The sequence below is a fragment of the Amycolatopsis coloradensis genome, assembly GCF_001953865.1.
GTDB classification, from domain to species: domain Bacteria; phylum Actinomycetota; class Actinomycetes; order Mycobacteriales; family Pseudonocardiaceae; genus Amycolatopsis; species Amycolatopsis coloradensis.
In genome coordinates this window covers 111,800-129,814 of sequence record NZ_MQUQ01000041.1, presented here as the reverse complement: position 1 = coordinate 129,814, position 18,015 = coordinate 111,800, and the positions used below count along the sequence as shown (strand labels likewise).

The window sequence follows — 18,015 nt, the reverse complement described above, 5'->3', positions numbered from 1 at the left end:
CGCCGCAAGGCCAAAGGCAGCGCCGGTGGCAGACCACCGGCCTTCGACCCCGACCTCTACAAACTCCGCAACGTGGTCGAGCGATGCTTCAACCGGCTCAAGCAATTCCGAGGTCTGGCAACACGGTTCGCGAAACGAGCCGCCTACCACCGCGCCGAAATCATCCTCGCCTGCATCGTCCTCCACCTCCGCTGAAGATCCCCAGGACACGCCCTAGAAGGCGCGGGACAGCTGCGAGAGGACGATCAAACCGCAGATGATCAGGTTCTTGACCTTGTGGTCGACCAGGATGGCCGCGAATTCGCGAAGGGTGGCGCTCGGCCAGAAGTACCACGCCGTCGGTGACCCGATGACCTGACCGGCCACCTTGGCACGGCGGGCGATGAGGGCGGCGCGGAGCACGTGGAAGTTGTTCGTGACCACTGTGCACCGGTAGTCCGCCTTCTCCTCTCTCATGATCTCGGCGCTGAAGGTGAGGTTCTCGAACGTCGTCCGTGACTGGTCCTCTCTGCGGATCCGCTCCCTCGGTAGCCCGGCCTCGACCAGGTAGTCGGCCATGGCATGGGATTCCGGCAAGTCCTCGTCAGGCCCTTGCCCGCCCGACGTGACCACCATCGGCTCCCGGCCCCGGCGAGCCTCCGCGTCCACGACGCGTTTGGCCCGCTTCAGGCGGCTGGCCAGCAGCGGCGGCACCTGGTGGCCGTCCAGCAGCCCCGAGCCCAGCACCACGACGAAGTCCACGTCCTTCTCGGGGCCGATGCGGCCGTAGACGATCGAGTACAGGAGGAAGCAGACGAAGAGGAACGAGACGTAGACGATGATTCCGTTGAGGCTGCCCCGGAGGATGTCGAGCGGCTCCCAGGCCAGCCGCGTGACCGTCGCGTTGAACACGATGAGCAGGCAGATGCCGATCCCGGTCAGCAGCGACAGCACGTTGGCGAGCCTCCGGCCCTCGCGGCGGAGCATGGTGATCCCGTTGCAGATCAGGAAGACCGTCAACGCGAGGACCGTCGGCACGATCAGCAGGACCACACCCAGCGCGACCACGCCTGCCGCGTCGGGCGAGACCGAGGCGAGTAGTGCGATGAAGGTGATGCCGAGGAACAGGAGTGCGAAGAAGAGGTAGAAGCCGTTGCGCAGCCGGCGTCGGTCGCGAAGGAAGCTCACCAGGAACGCCGCGCAGCACAATGCGGCGATGGCGAAGGGAATTGCGGCGGCCTGCACGAGATCTCCAGCCTTCGGACTATACGGGCACTCGTGTATCGGCACGCGGTGCGGCGGCATTGAACCACACGGCGGCGGCACTGGTGACACGGTCGGTCGGCGTGTCGCCTTTCCTTGCCCGACAGGGGGAACCGGCGGCTTACCGCGTCCGCTGCACCGGCCGCTCGTCCCACACCGGTTCCCTCGTTTCCCGCACCTTCCCATCGGTGCCGAACACGAGGAACCGGTCGAAGGAGCGCGCGAACCACCGGTCGTGCGTCACCGCCACCGTGGTTCCTTCGTACGCTTCCAACGCCTGTTGCAGCGCTTCCGCCGAGGCGAGGTCGAGGTTGTCGGTCGGTTCGTCGAGCAGGAGGATGGTGGCGCCGCCGATCTCCAGCAGCAGGATCTGGAACCGCGCCTGCTGGCCACCGGAGAGCTTCTCGAACCGCTGATCGCCTTGGCCGTCGAGTTCGTACCGGCGCAGGATGTTCATCGCGGGCCCGCGGCTTCGCGCGTAGCCGGTCCAGAGGATGTCGACGAGCGTCCGGCCGAGTAGTTCCGGATGCGCGTGCGTCTGCGCGAAGTGGCCCGGTACGACCCGGGCGCCGAGTTTCCACAGTCCGTCGTGCGCGACGTCCTCGCCTGCCAGCAGGCGCAGGAAGTGCGATTTGCCGGAGCCGTTCGAGCCGAGCACCGCGACTCGTTCGCCGTAGAAGATCTCCAGGTCGAAGGGTTTCATCAGACCGCGGAGTTCGAGTTCTTCGCAGGTGACGGCGCGGACGCCGGTCCGGCCGCCGCGCAGGCGCATGGTGATCTTCTGTTCGCGCGGGGGAGCGGCGGGCGCTCCGGCCTCCTCGAACTTGCGTAGCCGCGTCTGGGCGGCGTGATAGCGCGAGGCCATCTCGTCGCTGCGCGCGGCGTACTGACGCATGTCGGCGACGAGCTTCTTGAGCTGGGCGTGCTTTTCGTCCCACCGGCGGCGAAGCTCCTCGAAGCGTTCGAACCGCTCCGTGCGTGCCTGATGGTAGGTGCCGAAGCCGCCACCGTGCACCCAGACGTCGCTGCCGCCGGGACCCGGCTCGACGCTGATGATCTTCTTGGCCGCCCGCGCCAGCAGTTCCCGGTCGTGCGAAACGAACAGCACGGTCTTCTGGGTCTCGCGCAGCCGCTCCTCCAGCCAGAGTTTGCCGGGGACGTCGAGGTAGTTGTCCGGCTCGTCGAGCAGAAGGACGCCGGAGCCGCCGAGCAGCAGCGCCTCCAGGACCAGCCGTTTCTGTTCGCCGCCGGACAGGGTGCGCACTTCGCGCCAGCGCGCCTTCTCGTACGGCAGGTTGAGCGCCGCCGTCGTGCACTTGTCCCACACGACTTCGGCTTCGTAGCCGCGTGCGTCGCCCCAGTCGGCGAGCGCCTGCGCATAGGCCATCTGGGCCGCTTCGTCGTCGCGTTCCATCAGCGCGAGTTCGGCCTCGTCGACAGCGCGGGCGGCGGTGCGGAGCGCGTCCGGTGACACCGAGACGAGCAGGTCTCGCACGGTCCGTTCGTCCCGCACCGATCCGACGAACTGGGGCATCACCCCGAGCCCGCCGCTGATGGTCACCGAGCCACCGTCGGGCTTGAGCTCACCCGAGATCAGCCGCAGCAGAGTCGTCTTGCCCGCCCCGTTGGCGCCGACGAGCGCGCAGACGGCTCCCTCGCCGACCCGGAACGACACGTCGCCGAGAAGCATCCGCCCGTCGGGTAGGTAGTACTCGACGTGCGCGACCTCCACGTGTCCCATTGCGACAGCCTGCCTTCGCCCGCGCCGATCACGCAACGCAATATCTCCGGTAAGGTCGGTGACGTGGAGCGAACCTACTTCGGCGTGCGGCTCAAGCTGATGCTTGCGCTGTTCCTGCCCGAGTTGTTCGTCGTGCTCCCGGTCGTCGGCGGGGTCAACCCGCTGAGCCTGGTCACCGCGCTGACGGCGTCGGTGGCGGTCGCCAACCCGCTCGGGCTGGCCACCGCCCTGACCGCGTCTCTCGCCGTCATCCTGGTCGCGCTCGCGGCGCACTTCCGGCTGGAACCGACGGCCGCCGCGATGAAGGTGCGCGCCATCAGCCTGCGCGAGCGCGCGCGGCTGTTCTTGAGCCTGCGCGATCCCGACGCGCGCGGCCGCGTCCGGCCACGAGCTCCGTCACCGGACATCGTGGCTGCCTGACTTCTCCTCGTTCGAAGGTGAGGCAGTCACTCCTGCCCCGCGCACCTTCAACCGACGGAGTGATCTGGTCATGTTCGATGTCTTCCTGTACCCCGTTTCCGCCATTCTCTGGTTCTGGCACAAGGTCTTCGGCGCCTTGGCAAGCCCCGACTCAGGCGTGGCCTGGGTGCTTTCCATCGCGTTCCTCGTCTTCACCCTGCGTCTCCTGCTGGTGAAACCCGCGCTCGGCGCGCTGCGCGCGGGCAGGCGAACCCAGGCACTCGCCCCGCAGATGCAGAAAATCAAGGAGAAATACGGCAAAGACCGCCAGCGGATGGCGAAAGAGATCCAAAAACTGCACGCCGACAACGGTTCCAGCCCGTTGGGCGGCTGCCTCCCGGCGCTGGTCCAGCTGCCGGTGTTCCTGTCTCTGTACTGGGTCCTGCGTGATTTCACCCCGGACGCGCGGTCGAATCACGTGTTCGATCGCGCCGGGGTGGAGTCGTTCCTGAACGCCGACCTGTTCGGCGCGAAGCTCGGCAACTGGCTTTCGCAACCGGCGGCGGAGCTGGCCGCGTTCGGCACCGACCACGCGCACATGATCGCGGTCGGGGTGCCGCTGATGCTGATCGCGAGCCTGGCCACGTTCTTTTCGATGCGGTCGAGCCTGACCCGGCAGACCACGACCGCCCCGCAGGCCGCGGGGATCGCGAAGCTGATGATGTACCTGGCGCCGCTCGGCATGCTGGTCTCGGGGGCGTTCTTCCCGGTGCCGATCGGGGTCCTGCTGTACTTCCTGGCCACCAACGTGTGGACGCTGGGGCAGCAGCACTTCCTCACCGAGATCGTCGACAGGGAAGAAGAGGCGCGGCAGGTCGCGAAACCCCAGGTCGCAGGTCCGCGCCCCGGGCAGAAGCCCCGGAGGCGCTAGGTCGCCTGGTATGACGGAGGGCCGGGCGCTGCCCGGCCCTCCGGCGCCTCACGCACTCAGCCGGCCGTCACCAGATGCGCACTTCGTAAACCCGGACGGTGCCGGAGAAGCCCACACCCTGCCAATAGCCGAGAGTCGAAGATTCGTAGCGGCCATTGCGCTCGTAGTTGATCGTCGCCTTGTTGTTGCCGGAGAAGATGTTGTAGACACCGCCGATATTGGTGCCCGTGACGCCCGATGGCGAAGGCGTTCGCCGGAACGGCCACGAACAGTCCGAGTGCGGCCGTGCCCACGACCGCAAGCCTCTTGAGACCCTTTCGCATTATGGCTGGATTCCTTTCTCGCCTGAAGGGAAATAAGAACTTCCGGTGCCTGTCGTTGCCCGAAAAGGCAGGAGGCGGGTGACCTCGACCTCGGTGTGACAACGAAAACAGGCCAGGAACTGTTCGGTACCGGCGTGTCGGGCAAGGCTTGATCGGGAATCATCTCGCTCTGCCCGGGAACTGTTCCCGGGCGGGTGGGTGTTCCCGGCGCCGTTCGGCGCCGGGAACGCGTTGCCGCAGGTCAGCGCTTCCGCAGGTAACGGCCCGTCAGTGACGTGGGGTGCTCGGCCAGCGCCGACGGTGTGCCCTCGAACACGACCGTCCCACCGGCGTGACCAGCGCCGGGACCGATGTCGATGACGTGGTCCGCGTGCGCGATGACGCGCTGGTTGTGTTCGATCAGGACGAGTGTCGCGCCGTCGTCGACGAGGTCGTCGCAGAGCGCGAGCAGCCTGTCGACGTCGCTGCCGTGCAGTCCGGCGGTGGGTTCGTCGAGGACGAGACGCAGTTCGGCCGCGGGGCCGGAGTCGGCGAGGTGGCGGGCCAGCAGAAGCCGTTGCCGTTCGCCGCCGGACAAGGTGTCGAGGCTCTGCCCGATCTTCAGGTAGCCGAGGCCGACCTTCTCCAGCCACCGCAGCCGCCGCGCGATGGGGGAGCCCTCGCCGAACAGGGCGGCGGCATCGGCGGGGTTCATCGCCAGGACGTCGGCGATGGTGTTGCCGTTCAGCCGGGCGGCGAGCGTCTCCGGGGTGAACCGGGTACCGCCGCAGGCGTCGCAGCCGGTCTGGACGTCGTCGAGGAACGCCAGATCGGTGATGATGACGCCTTTGCCCTTGCAGACGGGGCAGGCTCCCCGGCCGTTGGCGCTGAACCACGACGGATGCTTCCCGGTCGCCTTGCCGAAGGTGTCGCGAATGGGTTCGGCGACACCGAGCACCGTGGCGGGGGTGGAGCGGATGCCGCCACGCAGCGGAGCCTGCTCGACGACGACGAAATCGGGATGCCGCCGGGGAAGTTCGCCCGCGATCAGGGTGCTCTTGCCGGAACCGGCGACCCCCGACACGACGGTCAGGACGCCGAGCGGCACGTCGACGGTGACGTCACGGAGGTTGTGACTGCTCGCGCCGGAGATCGTCACGGTCCCCCGGGCGGAGCGCGTCCGCTCCCGGAAGCGAAGCGGGGTACGGAGAACCTCCCCCGTTTCGGTGCCTGTCGCGATGAGTTCGCCGGGATCGCCTTCGAACTGGACGTGACCGCCGTCGGCGCCGCCGGCGGGGCCGAGGTCGATGACGTGGTCGGCGGCCGCGATGACCGCGGGGTGGTGTTCGACCACGAGGATCGTGTTGTGCGCGTCGCGGAGTTCGGCCAGCAGTTCGAGCAACCGGTGCACGTCGTGCGGGTGAAGGCCGGTGCTGGGCTCGTCGAACACGTAGCAGACGTCGCTGAGCGCGCTGCTGAGGTGACGGACGATCTTGACGCGCTGGGCTTCGCCGCCGGACAGCGTCCTCGATTCCCGCGACAGGCTGAGATAGCCGAGGCCGACGGAATCCAGTGCGTCGAGGCGTTCGCAAATCGCTTGCAGGAGCGGTGCCACGGTCGGATCACGCACGCTCGCGACGACGTCGTGCAGGTCGCCCACCGGCAGCGCCGACCAGTCCGCGATGGATCGCCCGTCGATCAGGCTTTTCCGCGCCGCTTCGGCGAGGCGGGTCCCCGCGCAGTCCGGGCAGGTGCCGCGGGTGACGACCTCGGCGAGCCCTTCCTGCTCCTCGGTGGTGAGGCGTGACGGCGTCTTGCGCAGGTACGACTCCCGCAGTCGCGGGAGGATTCCGTCGAACACGCCGTGTTTGGGGTACTCGGAGCCGGGGTTGTCGAGGGAGAGTCCTTCGGCGTGCAGCAGGGTTTCGAGCTTCGCCGGCGGTAACCGGTTCAACGGGACATCCGGGTCGACCAGTCCGGAGTGGACGAGCCGCTTCCACCGGTAGGTACCGGGAGTGAACGTCGGGAAGCGCACGGCGCCTTCGCGCAGGCTTCGCGAGCGGTCGAGCAGCCGGTCGAGATCGATGTCGTCGACCACGCCGAGCCCTTCGCAGCGCGGGCACATCCCGCTGGGGTCGTTGAACGAATAGGCGGGCGAGAACCCGGCGCACGGCTCGCCGAGGCGGGAGAACAGCAGGCGCAGCAACGGCGCGATGTCGCTCGCCGTGCCCACCGTGGACCGCGCGTTCCCGGTGAACCGCCGTTGATCGACGATCGTGGTGAAGATCAGCCCGTCGATCCGGTCGACGTCGGCAGGCGGATGCTGGGGGAGCCGGTTCCGGACGAAGGCGGGATAGCTCCCGGTGACCAGGCGTTCGGCTTCGGCCGCGATCGTGTCGAACGCCAGCGACGACTTCCCCGACCCCGAGACGCCGGTGAACACCGTCAGCCGGTGTTTCGGTACCCGCACCGACACCTCGCGGAGATTGTGTGTCCGAGCTCCTTCCACGGTGATCCACCGGCCGCGTTCCGTCCGTACTTTCGCCATGAGGCCAGGCTACGATGAGATGTGGCCGGTTTGCGGCCACAATTAACGGGAGGTGTCGTGACCGCACCACGAGAACGGATGTTGCGGCTGCTGTCGCTCCTCCAGACCGGCCGACAGTGGCCCGCCGCCGAACTCGCGACGGCCATGGAAGTCCCGCCGCGCACGCTTCGCCGGGACCTCGACCACCTCCGCACCCTGGGTTATCCCGTGGAGAGCACGCGCGGCCCGGGTGGCAACTACCGTCTCGTCGCGGGCGGCGCGCTACCGCCGCTCATGCTGGAGCACGACGAGGCGGTCGCCACCGTGCTCGGGCTGCGCCTGGCCGCGGCGGGCGGAACCGGCATCGACCTCACCGCCGAATCGGCGGATCGCGCCGCCGCGAAACTCCGGCGCGTCCTTCCCTCGGTCCTGCGCCGCCGGACCGACGAGATGCTCGCCGCGGTCGAATTCGGAAGCGGTGAACAGCCGCGGGTCGCCCCTGCCGTCCTGAACGTCCTCGCCGTGGCGATCGCGGCTCGCCGATGCCTCGAGTTCGCGTACACGGCGAAGGACGGCTCGTCGTCCCGGTCGGTCGAGCCGATGCGCCTCGTCCAGCTCGGCAAGCGGTGGTACCTCTACGCCTGGGACCTCGACCGGCGGGATTGGCGGAGCTTCCGCCTCGACCGGATCACCGCGCCGAAGACGACCGAGGTGGCGTTCGAGCCCCGTGTCCTCCCCGTCGACGACATCGCGGCGCATCTCCAAGAACGCTTCCACAGCCCGAAATCGCTCCGGATCACGCTGACCTTGCACGTCGGCGCGAGCGAGGCCGCGGCCCGTCTGCATCGGATCGACGGGAGCTTCGAAGCGCTCGGTGACCACCGCTGCCGGTACGTCGCGTACGTCGATTCGTTCGAGTGGCTGGCCGTCGTGCTGACCCTGACCGACATCGGGTTCACCGTGGAGGAACCGGCCGAGTTCGGGGAGTACCTCGCGCGGACGGGGCGGCGGCTGCTGCGGGGGAGTCGGTCCAGTGGGTCGTGAGTGGTGATTCGGGTCGTAACCCGAATCGCCACTCGCCACCCCCATGTGGGGCTGGCCGTTTCGCGTGTCTGGGTGGACGACGCGTGTGAGCAGACGGACGACACGCGTGACGGGATGGACGACACGCCGCGCGGCCGGGCTGCGCGGCGAGTCGTCCCTCTGGACACGCGTGTCGTCCATCCCATCACGCGTGTCGTCCCGCTAATCACGCGAAAACACCCTTGGCCCTAATCCGACTCGCCGCTCCGACGCCTGTCGCAGGTGTCCTAAAGCCACCTTCAGGACAGCCGGGCACTCACTCCCTCTCTCGCGCTTTCTCCCGCTCGTTCGCTCCCGCCCTCGCTCTCTCCCGCTCGTTCGCTCCCGCCCCGCTCCTGCCCGCCCGCCCGCCCGCCCGCCCTCGCTCGCTCCCGCCCGCCCCGCTCCCGCCCGCCCTCGCTCGCTCGCTCCCGCCCTCGCTCGCTCCCGCCCTCGCTCCGCTCCCGCCTGCCTGCCGCAAGTCGTCCTCTAGTTGCGGTAGTTGCGCGTGCAACTGCCGCAACTAGAGGACCACTCAGGCGCCGCCGTCCTGGGGCCACTGCTGACCGCGGCTCCAGGAGTCCAGCACCATCAGCGTCTTCGTCCCCGTGACCTGGTGATGCCGCCGGATCTCGTCGATGGTCTGTTGCAGGTGGCCCATGTCCCGCACCCGCAGCCAGACGAGCGCGTCGGGATCACCCGCGATGGTGAACACGGCCTGTGCCTCCGGCATCCGGGTGGTCGTGCGGACGATCTCGCCGACTTTGGTGGTCCCGGTGAACCGCAGTTCGGTGAACGCCTCGATGGCCCAGCCGAGTTTGGCGTGGTCGATCTGGACGGTGTAGCCGACGATGACGCCGTTCTCCTGCATGCGGTCGATGCGGCGTTTGACCGCGGCGGTGGACAGCGTGACGCGGGCCCCGATGTCGCCGAGGGTGCGCCGGGCGTCTTCCCGCAGGAGTTCGAGGATTTCGCGATCGGTCTCGTCGATGAGCTGGTCCGCCATGAGCCGGATGGTACGCAGACGCAATAGATATCGGCCAGTGGTCAGGATGGGCCGGATATTTTGCGTGATCGGCGGCAATAGACTGCCGCTTGTTGCGGCGAGCTCCAGAGTCCAGGTCTTCTGTCGTGACGTCACGCGGGGGTGCCGGAGGAGGCAGGTCTGATGGAACAGTTCACGTTGGAGGACCGGTATCTGGCCGAAGACGGCACCGTCTACCTCAGCGGAGTCCAAGCGCTGGTCAGGATGCTGTTCGACCGGGTGCGGCACGATCGCGCCACCGGCGCGTCCCCCGCGGTGTTCGTCTCCGGCTACGAGGGGTCACCGCTGGCCGGGTACGACCTCGAACTCGGCCGCCGGTCGGTCCTGCTCGACAAGCACGACGTCGTCCACCGCCCTGGTCTGAACGAGGAACTCGCCGCGACGGCGGTGATGGGCAGTCAGCTCACCTCGTCGGTCGGCTCGTCGCCCGGCGGGGTCACCGGGTTCTGGTACGGCAAGGCACCCGGCCTTGACCGGGCGACGGACGCCTTGCGGCACGCCAATCTCGCGGGCACCGATCCGGCGGGCGGCGCGGTGGCGCTGGTCGGCGACGATCCGAACGCCAAATCCTCCTCGGTGCCCTGCGCCTCGGAACTCGCGCTGGCCGACCTGGCCATGCCGGTGTTCTTCCCGTCCGACTCCCAGGACGTGCTGGACTTCGGGCTGCACGCCGTCGAGCTGTCCAGGGCGAGCGGGCTGTGGTCCTCGATGAAACTCGTGGCGAACGTGGCCGACGCCGCGGGTACCGCCCGTGTCCGGCCACAGTGGACGCCGCCGGAGCTGGCGCTGCCCGGTTACCGGCACAAGCCCAGCTCCCGGCTGCTCGGCACCACGCTGATGGCGCTCGAACGAAGCCTCCACACCGAGCGCCTTCCGCTGGCCGTCGAGTACGTGCGGGCGAGCGGGGTCAACCGGATCGTCCGGGAAGGGACAGCGGACCGCATCGGCATCGTCACCGCCGGAAAGTCCTATTTGGACCTGATGCAGGCGCTGCGCCTGCTCGGCCTGGACTCCGGCGCGTTGGCGCGGCACGGCATCCGGATCCTCAAACTCGGCGTCATCCACCCGCTCGAACCGTCGATCATCCGCCGGTTCGCGGACGGCCTGACCGAGATCGTGGTGGTGGAAGAGAAGCGTTCCTTCGTCGAATCGGCGATCAAGGAGGTGCTGTACGGCACCGCCGGAGCGCCCGCCGTCCACGGCAAGACCGGCCCGGACGGCCGCACGCTGTGTACCGAACTCGGCGAACTCGACCCGGACGCCGTCGCGCACGTGCTGGCCGCGCGGTTGACCGCGCACCACGAGATCGCGTCCGTGACCGCGTGGCGGGGACAACGGCGTCGTGAGCGCATCTCGGTGCCGTTGCTGACCCGGACGCCGTACTTCTGTTCCGGTTGCCCGCACAACTCCTCGACGAAGGTGCCGGAGGGAACCGTGGTGGGCGGCGGCATCGGCTGTCACGCCATGGCGCTGTTCATGGAACCGGAACAGGTCGGAGACGTCGTCGGGCTGACGCAGATGGGCGGCGAGGGCGCGCAGTGGCTCGGGATGGAGCCGTTCGTCGAGGCTTCGCATTTCGTACAGAACATCGGTGACGGCACGTTCACCCATTCCGGCAGCCTGGCGGTGCGGGCCGCGGTGGCCGCCGGGGTGAACATCACCTACAAGATCCTCTACAACGCGACCGTCGCGATGACCGGCGGACAGGACGCCGTCGGTGGCCTTCCGGTGGAGCGGCTGGCGTCGCTGCTCCTGGTCGAAGGCGTCGCCAAGGTGGTCGTCACCAGTGACGAGCCGAAGCGGTTCCGCGGCGTCCGCCTTCCCGGCGGCGTGGAGGTCCGGCATCGCGACGAACTGCTGCGCACGCAAGAGGAACTGGCGGCCGTTCCCGGGGTGACGGTGCTCATCCACGACCAGGAATGCGCCGCGGAGAAGCGCCGCAAACGACGTCGCGGCAAGCTGCCGACACCGGCCGCCAAGGTCGTGATCAACGAGCGGGTGTGCGAGGGGTGCGGCGACTGCGGCGAGAAGTCGAACTGCCTGTCGGTGCAGCCGGTCAGCACCGAATTCGGCCGCAAGACCACGATCCACCAGTCTTCGTGCAATGTGGACTATTCGTGCCTGGCGGGGGACTGTCCCTCGTTCATGACGGTGGTGCCCACCGGGCGGAAACAACGGCGGCGGGCGGGGGAGATCACCGCGGCCGAGCTGCCCGCGCCCGAGACCGCCGGAACCGACTTCACCGTGCGGATCACCGGGGTCGGCGGGACCGGCGTGGTCACCGTCGCGCAGATCCTCGCCACCGCCGCCGTGATCGACGGCAGGCACGTCCGGACACTGGATCAGACCGGGCTCGCGCAGAAGGGCGGCGCCGTCGTCTCGGATCTGAAGATCACCGCCGAACCGACCCCTCAGGCCCCGAAACTCGCCGCCGGGGAATGCGATCTCTACCTCGCCTGTGACGTCCTCGTCGGCGCCGACCCGGCGCATCTGACGGTCGCGGATCCCGGCCGTACCACCGCGGTGGTCTCCACGACCGAGGTGCCGACCGGCCGGATGGTCGTCGACACCACCGTGTCCTTCCCCGACGCCGCGGCCGTGCGGGGCGCGATCTCGGAGAACGCGGCGCGAACCGTGGCGCTCGACGCTCGCGCACTGGCGGAAACCCTGTTCGACGACGACCAGTTCGCCAACATCCTGCAACTCGGCGCGGCCCACCAGACCGGCGCCATCCCGCTGGACGCGGCCAGCCTGGAACGCGCGATCGAGCTCAACGGGGTCGCCGTCGCGGGCAATCTCCAGGCGTTCCGGCGCGGCAGGCAGCTCGTCGCCGATCCCGACGGTCTGCACGCCGCCGTCACCCCTCCCGTCGTCGCCGCGACCGCCACCCCGTCGGAGGCCACTCTCCGTACCCGCGCGCTCGTGCACGCCGAGCCGGGCTCGGAACTCGCGCGGCTGCTGGACATCCGCGTCCCCGAACTCGTTCAGTACCAGGACGTTCGCTACGCGCGGGAGTACGCCGAATTCGTCGAACGCGTCCGGGTGCTGGAAGGGGACTCGACCACCGTCACCGAAGCGGTGGCACGCAACCTGCACAAACTGATGGCTTACAAGGACGAGTACGAGGTCGCGCGGCTCTCGCTCGATCCTGCCGTGCTCGCGGGGATCGAGGCGGAGTTCGGTGTGGGCAGCCGCTACGCCTACCGTCTGCATCCGCCCGTCCTCCGCGCACTCGGGATGAAGCGGAAGATCGCGCTGGGCAAGGGTTTCCGTCCGATATTCGTCGCTCTGCGCGCCGCGCGGAAGGTGCGTGGCACGCGCTGGGACCCGTTCGGCAGGGCAGGGGTCCGGAAGGTCGAGCGGGAACTCGTAACGCAGTACCGGGAAACGATCCTCGCCGCTTTCGCCACCGAGGACGCCGATCGCGGCAGGCTACTGGCCTTGGCCGAACTGCCCGACCTGGTCCGCGGCTACGAAGACGTCAAACTGGCGAACGTCGAGGTCTACCGCCGGGAACAGGCGGCGCTCCTCGCCGGACTCGGGCCAGGTGCCAGGCTCGGCGTGGGCGGGTGAGGAAGCCTGCCGGAGATGTTGACACTTTCGGGTCAACCGGCCTGGGTGCCGAAGCTCCACTGACCGACTCGTGGCCGGGCAGGATGTTGGCACACAAGGAAAAGGCGGCCTTCCCGTGACGAGCGTCGGCCACGGGGCGTCAAGGCTCGATAGTTGCGTCCGGCTCCGACGACTGAAAAGGTAGGTGCCGACGGCTTCCGGCGCGTTTTCCGCGTCAGCCGGTGGCGTCACCGCTCCAGACCGTGGCGGGTCATCCCTTCGCCCGTCTCGTCAGGAGCTCCAGCGTGGCTGCCATCGTCTCCGTGAATTCGCCGATTTCCGTGGAACTTCAGTGCGTTCCTGCCATCCATCTGGCGCGATCGCTGAGGTTCTACCTGGCACTGGGTTGCGAAGTCCATCGGTCGGGCGATGGCTGGGTGCGGCTGCGCAACGCCGGCACCGTGTTCGTCCTCGTACACGGCGGTCCTGGCGCCGGTCCGGGAATCGTCGTCCCGGAATTGAGCACCGGTAACCTCCTGCGGTTGTGCTGCCGGCTCTGGATGGCGGGGATCGACACGAGCCCCATCAGCTATCCGGGCGGCGCGCCCGGCGGCCGGATCACCACTCATGATCCAGATCGGTATCCGGTGGCCATCAGCCAAGCGTGAAGTCCTTCGAATTGTCGCCCCAGCGGGCAAGCCCGCTGGGGCACAACAGCGCACAGCCGTCGGGTCAGCCGGTGCAGTGGGGTACGGCGGGGGCGCTTCCGGCGCAGTTGCCGGGGGTGTTGGCGGTGATGGGCGTGTTGTTGGTGGTCATGGTGCCGTTGGTCCGGTAGACGCCGCCCGCGGTGAGCAGTGCGTGGTTCACGGTCACGGCGGTCTGGGTGATGGTCGTCGCGGTCGAGTCGACCGCGGCGATACCGCCTCCTTGGGCGCCGCTGTTGCCGCTGACGAGCATCGGGTTTCCGGAGACGCCGGTGGTGGTCAGCGTGCCGCGGAGACCGTTGTAGACGCCGCCTCCCTGAAGGAGCGCGGTGTTCCCGAGAACGTTGCTTCTGGTGAACGACGCGGCGGGTGCCGTGCCGGACGGAGTGTCGGCGTTGGCCAGGCCGCCGCCGGCGAGGGTGGCGTAGTTGCCGCTCAGGCTGCTGGTGGTGAGTGTCACGGCGCCACGGTTGAGGATGCCGCCCCCGTTGCCGACCACGTTGCCGTTGGTGAAGGCGACCGAGGTGGTCAGGGTGAGGTTGCCGGTCGGGCCGACTTCGGCGATCCGGAAGGGGAGCAGCGAGGTGCGCGTGATGGTCGCCGGGCCGAGCAGTTCGATCGGTGTGGTGATGACCGGCAGCCCGTTGGCGAGTCCGCCGTGCGGCGCGGTCAGTGTGTAGGTGCAGCCGCCGGCCAGCGTCAGGGTGTCGCTGGCGACTGTGGAGTTGGCGAGGTTGATGGCGTCGACAAGGGCGTTCTCGCCGCACGCCACGGGAATGGTGGTCGCCAGCGCCATCGGGGACAGCGCGATCATTCCTCCGGTGAGGACTGTCGCGCCGACGACGGCCCGCAGGACACTGCGGCTTCTTCGCATCACTTCTTCTTTCCTGGAAACGAAATCAACGGGTGTGGTCACAGAACGGACGATCATCCGATGCATCCAGGTACGGGGGACGGGCTGCCGGTGCAGTTGGTCGCGGTGTTGGCGGTCACCGTGGAGGTGTTCAGCGTCGCCGACCCCGCCACGTAGTAGATCCCGCCGGGATTCACCGTCGCCGTGTTCGTGTTGACCACGCTGCTGGTGAGCGTGAGCGTCCCGTTCACACTGGCGATTCCGCCACCCTGGCCCGCGGTGTTGCCGTTGACCGTACTGTTGGTGAACGTCGCCGCCGACGGAGTTCCGGTGCTGTACAAGGCGCCGCCTCGGCCGTTGGCCGTGTTGTCGGACAACGCGCCGCCGGTGAGGGTCACCGCGCCGAAACTGAGGATGCCGCCGCCGTCGTCGTTACCGACGGAGGCCGCGTGGCCGTTGCTGACGGTGACCGCTTTGAGCGTGATGCCACCGGTGGGAGCCACCTGTCCGATACGGAACGCGGCCGCGGTCGGCGAGCGGGTGATGGTGTTGGCATTGCCCTCGAAAGTGATGGGCGTGGTGATGACCGGAAGGCCGGTCGGACCGTGCACGCCGTCGTCGCCGTGGGCCACGGTGAGGGTGTAGGTACAGCCCGGGGTCAAGGTGACGGTGCCGCCTCCGGCGGCGTTGGCCGCGTCGACCGCGGAGACCAGCGCCACCTCACCGCAGGGGACGGATTCGGTATGGGCCTGCGCCGAGGCCGGCAGCAGAAGAGCCGATCCGGTCGCCAGGGCGATAGTGCAGGCAAGGGCGGAAATCGTACGATTGTGCCGCATGTTGACTTTCTTGGATCCGAGACCGGTGGTGGAGGAGCAAGAAGCTCGAACGTCCCGCTGAAAGCGGTCACCGGCGGTCAATGAACAACCGCATCCGACCCTACACCGGTCGGCCGGAAATGAACAGGACGGCAATTTTTCTCATTTTCTGTCAGCCTTGAGAAAATTGGTCGGCGAAAAACGTTTCGCAGCGAATATGGTGGACAAGTGTCCGATGGCGCACTGCGGAAATCGTGTTTTCGCACGGTGAATTCTTCGAAAGGCGTGGTCGGAAACGAACCAGAGGCAAGGGCTCTCCGAGGTCCAGGCTTCTGATCATATCCACAGTGTGAAAGCCTCGACGCTTGAATTCTCCGAAAAGGGGATGGTCGAAAATTCATGGTGAAAAGTGAAGTCCAGCCGGCAATGGATCTCTTGATTGCCAGCATTCGTGGAGCCCCGTTCGCATATGGGTGGTCGGTCATCGTTTGCCTTGCCGGCACTGCTGAAGGAGCGAAGGGTGTGAGTTTCGAGGGTGTTGGTTCGTCCGGTGCTCTTTCGAACACGGCATCGGGCATTGACCCCGGACTCCGGTCATCGCACTACCTCGCAGGTCCGTGGCAGCTGTCCCGGATCCCTTTTATCGGTGGAAGGTTGATCATGAGATCCACAGCGCGTATCAGTACGGCGGGCCGGGCCGGCCGGGTCCTGATCGGTGTGGGCACCGCGGCGGGGTTCGCTCTCGCGGTTCCCGCGCAGGCGTGGGCGCTCCCGCCGGGGTGCGTCCAGAGTGGCGCCAACTTCACTTGCACGGCGGGGATTCCGGCCGGTCAGGTATTGGACGGCACTTCGGGGAACAACACGATCACCATCACCGGTGGCGCGGTGAACGGGACCGTGAACGGCCTCGCCGGGAACGACACGATCAGGGTGACCGGCGTCGCCGGTACCGCGGGAACCAACGGCCCTCCGGGGGCGGCCGGTAACGCGGGTACGCCCGCGGGTACCGCGGGTGGCAACGGCGGTGCCGGGAACGTCGGCGGTGCCGGTGTGGGGTCGACCGGTGTCATCAACGCCGGTGACGGCACGGACAGCATCACCGTCATCGGTGGTGCGGGTGGCAACGGCGGGAACGGCGGCCAGGGCGGGGCAGGCTTCGCCAGCGGTGCCGGTGGCGCCGGAGGTAGTGGTGGTGTCGGCGGGATCGGTGGTGCCGGTAACGCCGGGAACGTCACCGGTGGCGCCGGAAACGACACCGCTGTCCTCACCGCGGGTAAGGGCGCCAACGGCGGTCTCGGTGGCCTCGGCGGCAACGGCGGCGGTGTCGCCGGTGGTGCGGGTGCCGGGGGTATCGGTGGCGCGGGTGCGGCCGGTGGCGTCGGGAACTCGGGAGCCTATAACGATGATCTCGTCGATCCCGGTCTCGACAACGTCACGGCAAACGGTGGTGCCGGTGGTACCGGCGCGGCCGGTGGCGTCGCCGGCTGCGGCCATGGTGGCGGTGCCGGGGGTGTCGGCGGTGCCGGTGGTGCGGGTGGTGTCGGGAACTCCGGGACCGTCAACAGTGGTGCCGGTGTCGACACGCTGAAGGCCAACGGCGGGCTCGGCGGTAACGGTGGCGTCGGTGGCAAGGGCGGCAACGGCTCCGCCGCTGTCCAGCCCGGCGGCGCCGGCGGTGTCGGCGGCGCGGGTGGCGCCGGCGGAATCGGGAATTCCGGCACTCTCACCGGCGGAACCGGTGTCGACAGCATCACCGCCACCGGTGGCAAGGGTGGCAACGGTGCCGTCGGCGGTAACGGTGGAACCGGTTGCAGTGGTCCTGGCGGTCCTGGTGGCATCGGTGGTGCCGCGGGCGCCGGCGGTCTCGGGAACTCCGGGACCGTCAACGACGGGGCGGACACCATCGCCACACCGTCCGGCGTGAGTGGCCTCGCGGGTGGCAACGGCATCGCCGGGGTCAACAACGGCGGCGTCTGCACCTGCTGACCGGTGATCTCGACGGGCGGCGACCTCTCTGGCGACATCGGAGAGGTCGCCGCCCGTCAATCCCCGTCCAGTCCTAAGAGGACGGTGAGGCCGCGCAGGCAGTCCTCGAAGACGGGTTCCAGGTCGGTGTAGGCGAAGTCGAGCTGGTGCAGGACTTCCATGCACAGCAAGCCGTACAGCCGGGTCCAGCAGGTCAGGAAGACGTACGCGGCTTCTGGGGGGAGGCGTGCGTCGATGGCGGCCGAGTAGGCGGTCAGTTGCTTGCGGAGGGCCGGGGCGAGGTCGGCCGGATCGGGTACCGGAAACGGCCGGGTCCGCCACAGTTCGGCGGTCAGTTCGAGCAGGACGAGCTCGAACCGTTGCCCGGCTTCGTGCCGGGGTGAGGTCCGATCCAGGTCGGGCGGGGTGATCGGGCTGGCGAAGATCCAGCCGAACTCCGCCGGATTGGTGATCGCCCAGGTGCGCATGGCCCGGCACACGGCGAGGATGCGATGGCCGGTCGGCGCGTCGGCGTTGGTGTCGCGGGCCTGTTCCAAGACCGTGGTCAGCTCGCGGAAGAAGTCCGCGGTCACCGCGCCGATCAGTTCGTCGTGACCCGCGTAGTAGTGGTACAGCGCGGGGCCGCTCATGCCCACCTTCCGGGCGACCGCGTTGATGGTCACCGCGGCCGATCCCTGCTCGACCAGCAGCGTGCGCACAGCCGCGTGGATCTCCTTCAGCGCGTCCTGGCGCCTTCTCTCCCGCCTGCTGCCTGGGCTGTCGGCCATCGTCGCCTCATCTCGTCGCACTGTTGACATCTTAGGGCAGCTATGTTTCCTTAATGACTCTAAGCTGGCCTAGAGGCATTAAGGGG

Annotated in this window: 15 protein-coding genes; 7 read left to right on the top strand and 8 right to left on the bottom strand. The window is 68.3% G+C overall.

From position 1 onward, the window contains the following. A partial coding sequence (locus BS329_RS40950) for a transposase family protein (RefSeq protein ID WP_143253439.1) occupies nt 1-195 on the top strand: 195 nt, incomplete at its 5' end. Nucleotides 196-213: 18 nt separating this feature from the next. Here the strand turns inward: BS329_RS40950 and BS329_RS40945 are convergent. Together BS329_RS40945 and BS329_RS40940 are read right to left on the bottom strand one after the other, a co-directional pair. Next, nucleotides 214-1,224: a YdcF family protein gene (locus tag BS329_RS40945; protein ID WP_076168901.1), complete on the bottom strand. Its 1,011-nt coding sequence runs from the start codon at nt 1,222-1,224 to the stop codon at nt 214-216. 139 nt (nt 1,225-1,363) lie between these two features. Continuing rightward, complete coding sequence (locus BS329_RS40940) at nt 1,364-2,983, bottom strand: ABC-F family ATP-binding cassette domain-containing protein (RefSeq protein WP_076168899.1); 1,620 nt, start codon at nt 2,981-2,983, stop codon at nt 1,364-1,366. Nucleotides 2,984-3,046: 63 nt separating this feature from the next. Between BS329_RS40940 and BS329_RS40935 the strand changes: the two genes are divergently transcribed. Beyond that, nucleotides 3,047-3,403, top strand: a complete 357-nt coding sequence (locus BS329_RS40935) for a DUF6412 domain-containing protein (RefSeq protein ID WP_076168897.1) — start codon at nt 3,047-3,049, stop codon at nt 3,401-3,403. Between the two features lie 70 nt (nt 3,404-3,473). Continuing rightward, nucleotides 3,474-4,313: a membrane protein insertase YidC gene (yidC, locus tag BS329_RS40930; protein WP_076168895.1), complete on the top strand. Its 840-nt coding sequence runs from the start codon at nt 3,474-3,476 to the stop codon at nt 4,311-4,313. Between the two features lie 67 nt (nt 4,314-4,380). Here the strand turns inward: yidC and BS329_RS40925 are convergent, their stop codons facing one another. Next, the gene (locus BS329_RS40925) at nt 4,381-4,614 is read right to left on the bottom strand and encodes a beta/gamma crystallin domain-containing protein (RefSeq protein ID WP_244197497.1); all 234 of its coding nucleotides are present in this window, start codon (nt 4,612-4,614) and stop codon (nt 4,381-4,383) included. 263 nt (nt 4,615-4,877) lie between these two features. Continuing rightward, complete coding sequence (locus BS329_RS40920) at nt 4,878-7,163, bottom strand: excinuclease ABC subunit UvrA (RefSeq protein WP_244197496.1); 2,286 nt, start codon at nt 7,161-7,163, stop codon at nt 4,878-4,880. A gap of 57 nt (nt 7,164-7,220) precedes the next feature. Here BS329_RS40920 and BS329_RS40915 point away from each other — a divergent pair, with 57 nt between their 5' ends. Further along, nucleotides 7,221-8,186 (top strand): helix-turn-helix transcriptional regulator, encoded by a 966-nt coding sequence (locus BS329_RS40915; protein ID WP_244197495.1) that lies wholly within the window; start codon nt 7,221-7,223, stop codon nt 8,184-8,186. 553 nt (nt 8,187-8,739) lie between these two features. Here the strand turns inward: BS329_RS40915 and BS329_RS40910 are convergent. After that, nucleotides 8,740-9,210, bottom strand: a complete 471-nt coding sequence (locus tag BS329_RS40910; RefSeq protein WP_076168891.1) for an Lrp/AsnC family transcriptional regulator — start codon at nt 9,208-9,210, stop codon at nt 8,740-8,742. A gap of 162 nt (nt 9,211-9,372) precedes the next feature. Here BS329_RS40910 and BS329_RS40905 point away from each other — a divergent pair, with 162 nt between their 5' ends. After that, on the top strand, nt 9,373-12,822 hold the full coding sequence (locus BS329_RS40905) for an indolepyruvate ferredoxin oxidoreductase family protein (RefSeq protein ID WP_076168889.1): 3,450 nt from the start codon (nt 9,373-9,375) through the stop codon (nt 12,820-12,822). A 284-nt stretch (nt 12,823-13,106) separates the two neighbouring features. Beyond that, nucleotides 13,107-13,469, top strand: a complete 363-nt coding sequence (locus BS329_RS40900; protein WP_143253438.1) for a hypothetical protein — start codon at nt 13,107-13,109, stop codon at nt 13,467-13,469. Nucleotides 13,470-13,533: 64 nt separating this feature from the next. Here BS329_RS40900 and BS329_RS40895 read toward each other — a convergent pair whose 3' ends face one another. Continuing rightward, nucleotides 13,534-14,382, bottom strand: coding sequence for a hypothetical protein (locus BS329_RS40895; RefSeq protein WP_076168886.1), 849 nt, complete (start codon nt 14,380-14,382; stop codon nt 13,534-13,536). A gap of 53 nt (nt 14,383-14,435) precedes the next feature. Further along, on the bottom strand, nt 14,436-15,197 hold the full coding sequence (locus BS329_RS40890) for a hypothetical protein (RefSeq protein ID WP_143253437.1): 762 nt from the start codon (nt 15,195-15,197) through the stop codon (nt 14,436-14,438). A 639-nt stretch (nt 15,198-15,836) separates the two neighbouring features. On the opposite strand from BS329_RS40890, the gene BS329_RS43705 reads away from it, so the two are divergent. Continuing rightward, on the top strand, nt 15,837-17,162 hold the full coding sequence (locus BS329_RS43705; protein WP_158075894.1) for a hypothetical protein: 1,326 nt from the start codon (nt 15,837-15,839) through the stop codon (nt 17,160-17,162). A gap of 56 nt (nt 17,163-17,218) precedes the next feature. Here the strand turns inward: BS329_RS43705 and BS329_RS40875 are convergent, their stop codons facing one another. Continuing rightward, nucleotides 17,219-17,950 (bottom strand): TetR/AcrR family transcriptional regulator, encoded by a 732-nt coding sequence (locus BS329_RS40875; protein WP_244197494.1) that lies wholly within the window; start codon nt 17,948-17,950, stop codon nt 17,219-17,221. Between the last annotated feature and the right edge of the window lie 65 nt (nt 17,951-18,015).

Bases quoted from the DNA above. Each gene is read 5' to 3' on its own strand.
- BS329_RS40920 (WP_244197496.1), bottom strand. From the start codon at position 7,163: ATGGCGAAAGTACGGACGGAACGCGGCCGGTGGATCACCGTGGAAGGA.
- BS329_RS40890 (WP_143253437.1), bottom strand. From the start codon at position 15,197: ATGCGGCACAATCGTACGATTTCCGCCCTTGCCTGCACTATCGCCCTG.
- BS329_RS40905 (WP_076168889.1), top strand. From the start codon at position 9,373: ATGGAACAGTTCACGTTGGAGGACCGGTATCTGGCCGAAGACGGCACC.
- yidC (WP_076168895.1), top strand. From the start codon at position 3,474: ATGTTCGATGTCTTCCTGTACCCCGTTTCCGCCATTCTCTGGTTCTGG.
- BS329_RS40910 (WP_076168891.1), bottom strand. From the start codon at position 9,210: ATGGCGGACCAGCTCATCGACGAGACCGATCGCGAAATCCTCGAACTC.
- BS329_RS43705 (WP_158075894.1), top strand. From the start codon at position 15,837: ATGAGATCCACAGCGCGTATCAGTACGGCGGGCCGGGCCGGCCGGGTC.
- BS329_RS40940 (WP_076168899.1), bottom strand. From the start codon at position 2,983: ATGGGACACGTGGAGGTCGCGCACGTCGAGTACTACCTACCCGACGGG.
- BS329_RS40895 (WP_076168886.1), bottom strand. From the start codon at position 14,382: ATGCGAAGAAGCCGCAGTGTCCTGCGGGCCGTCGTCGGCGCGACAGTC.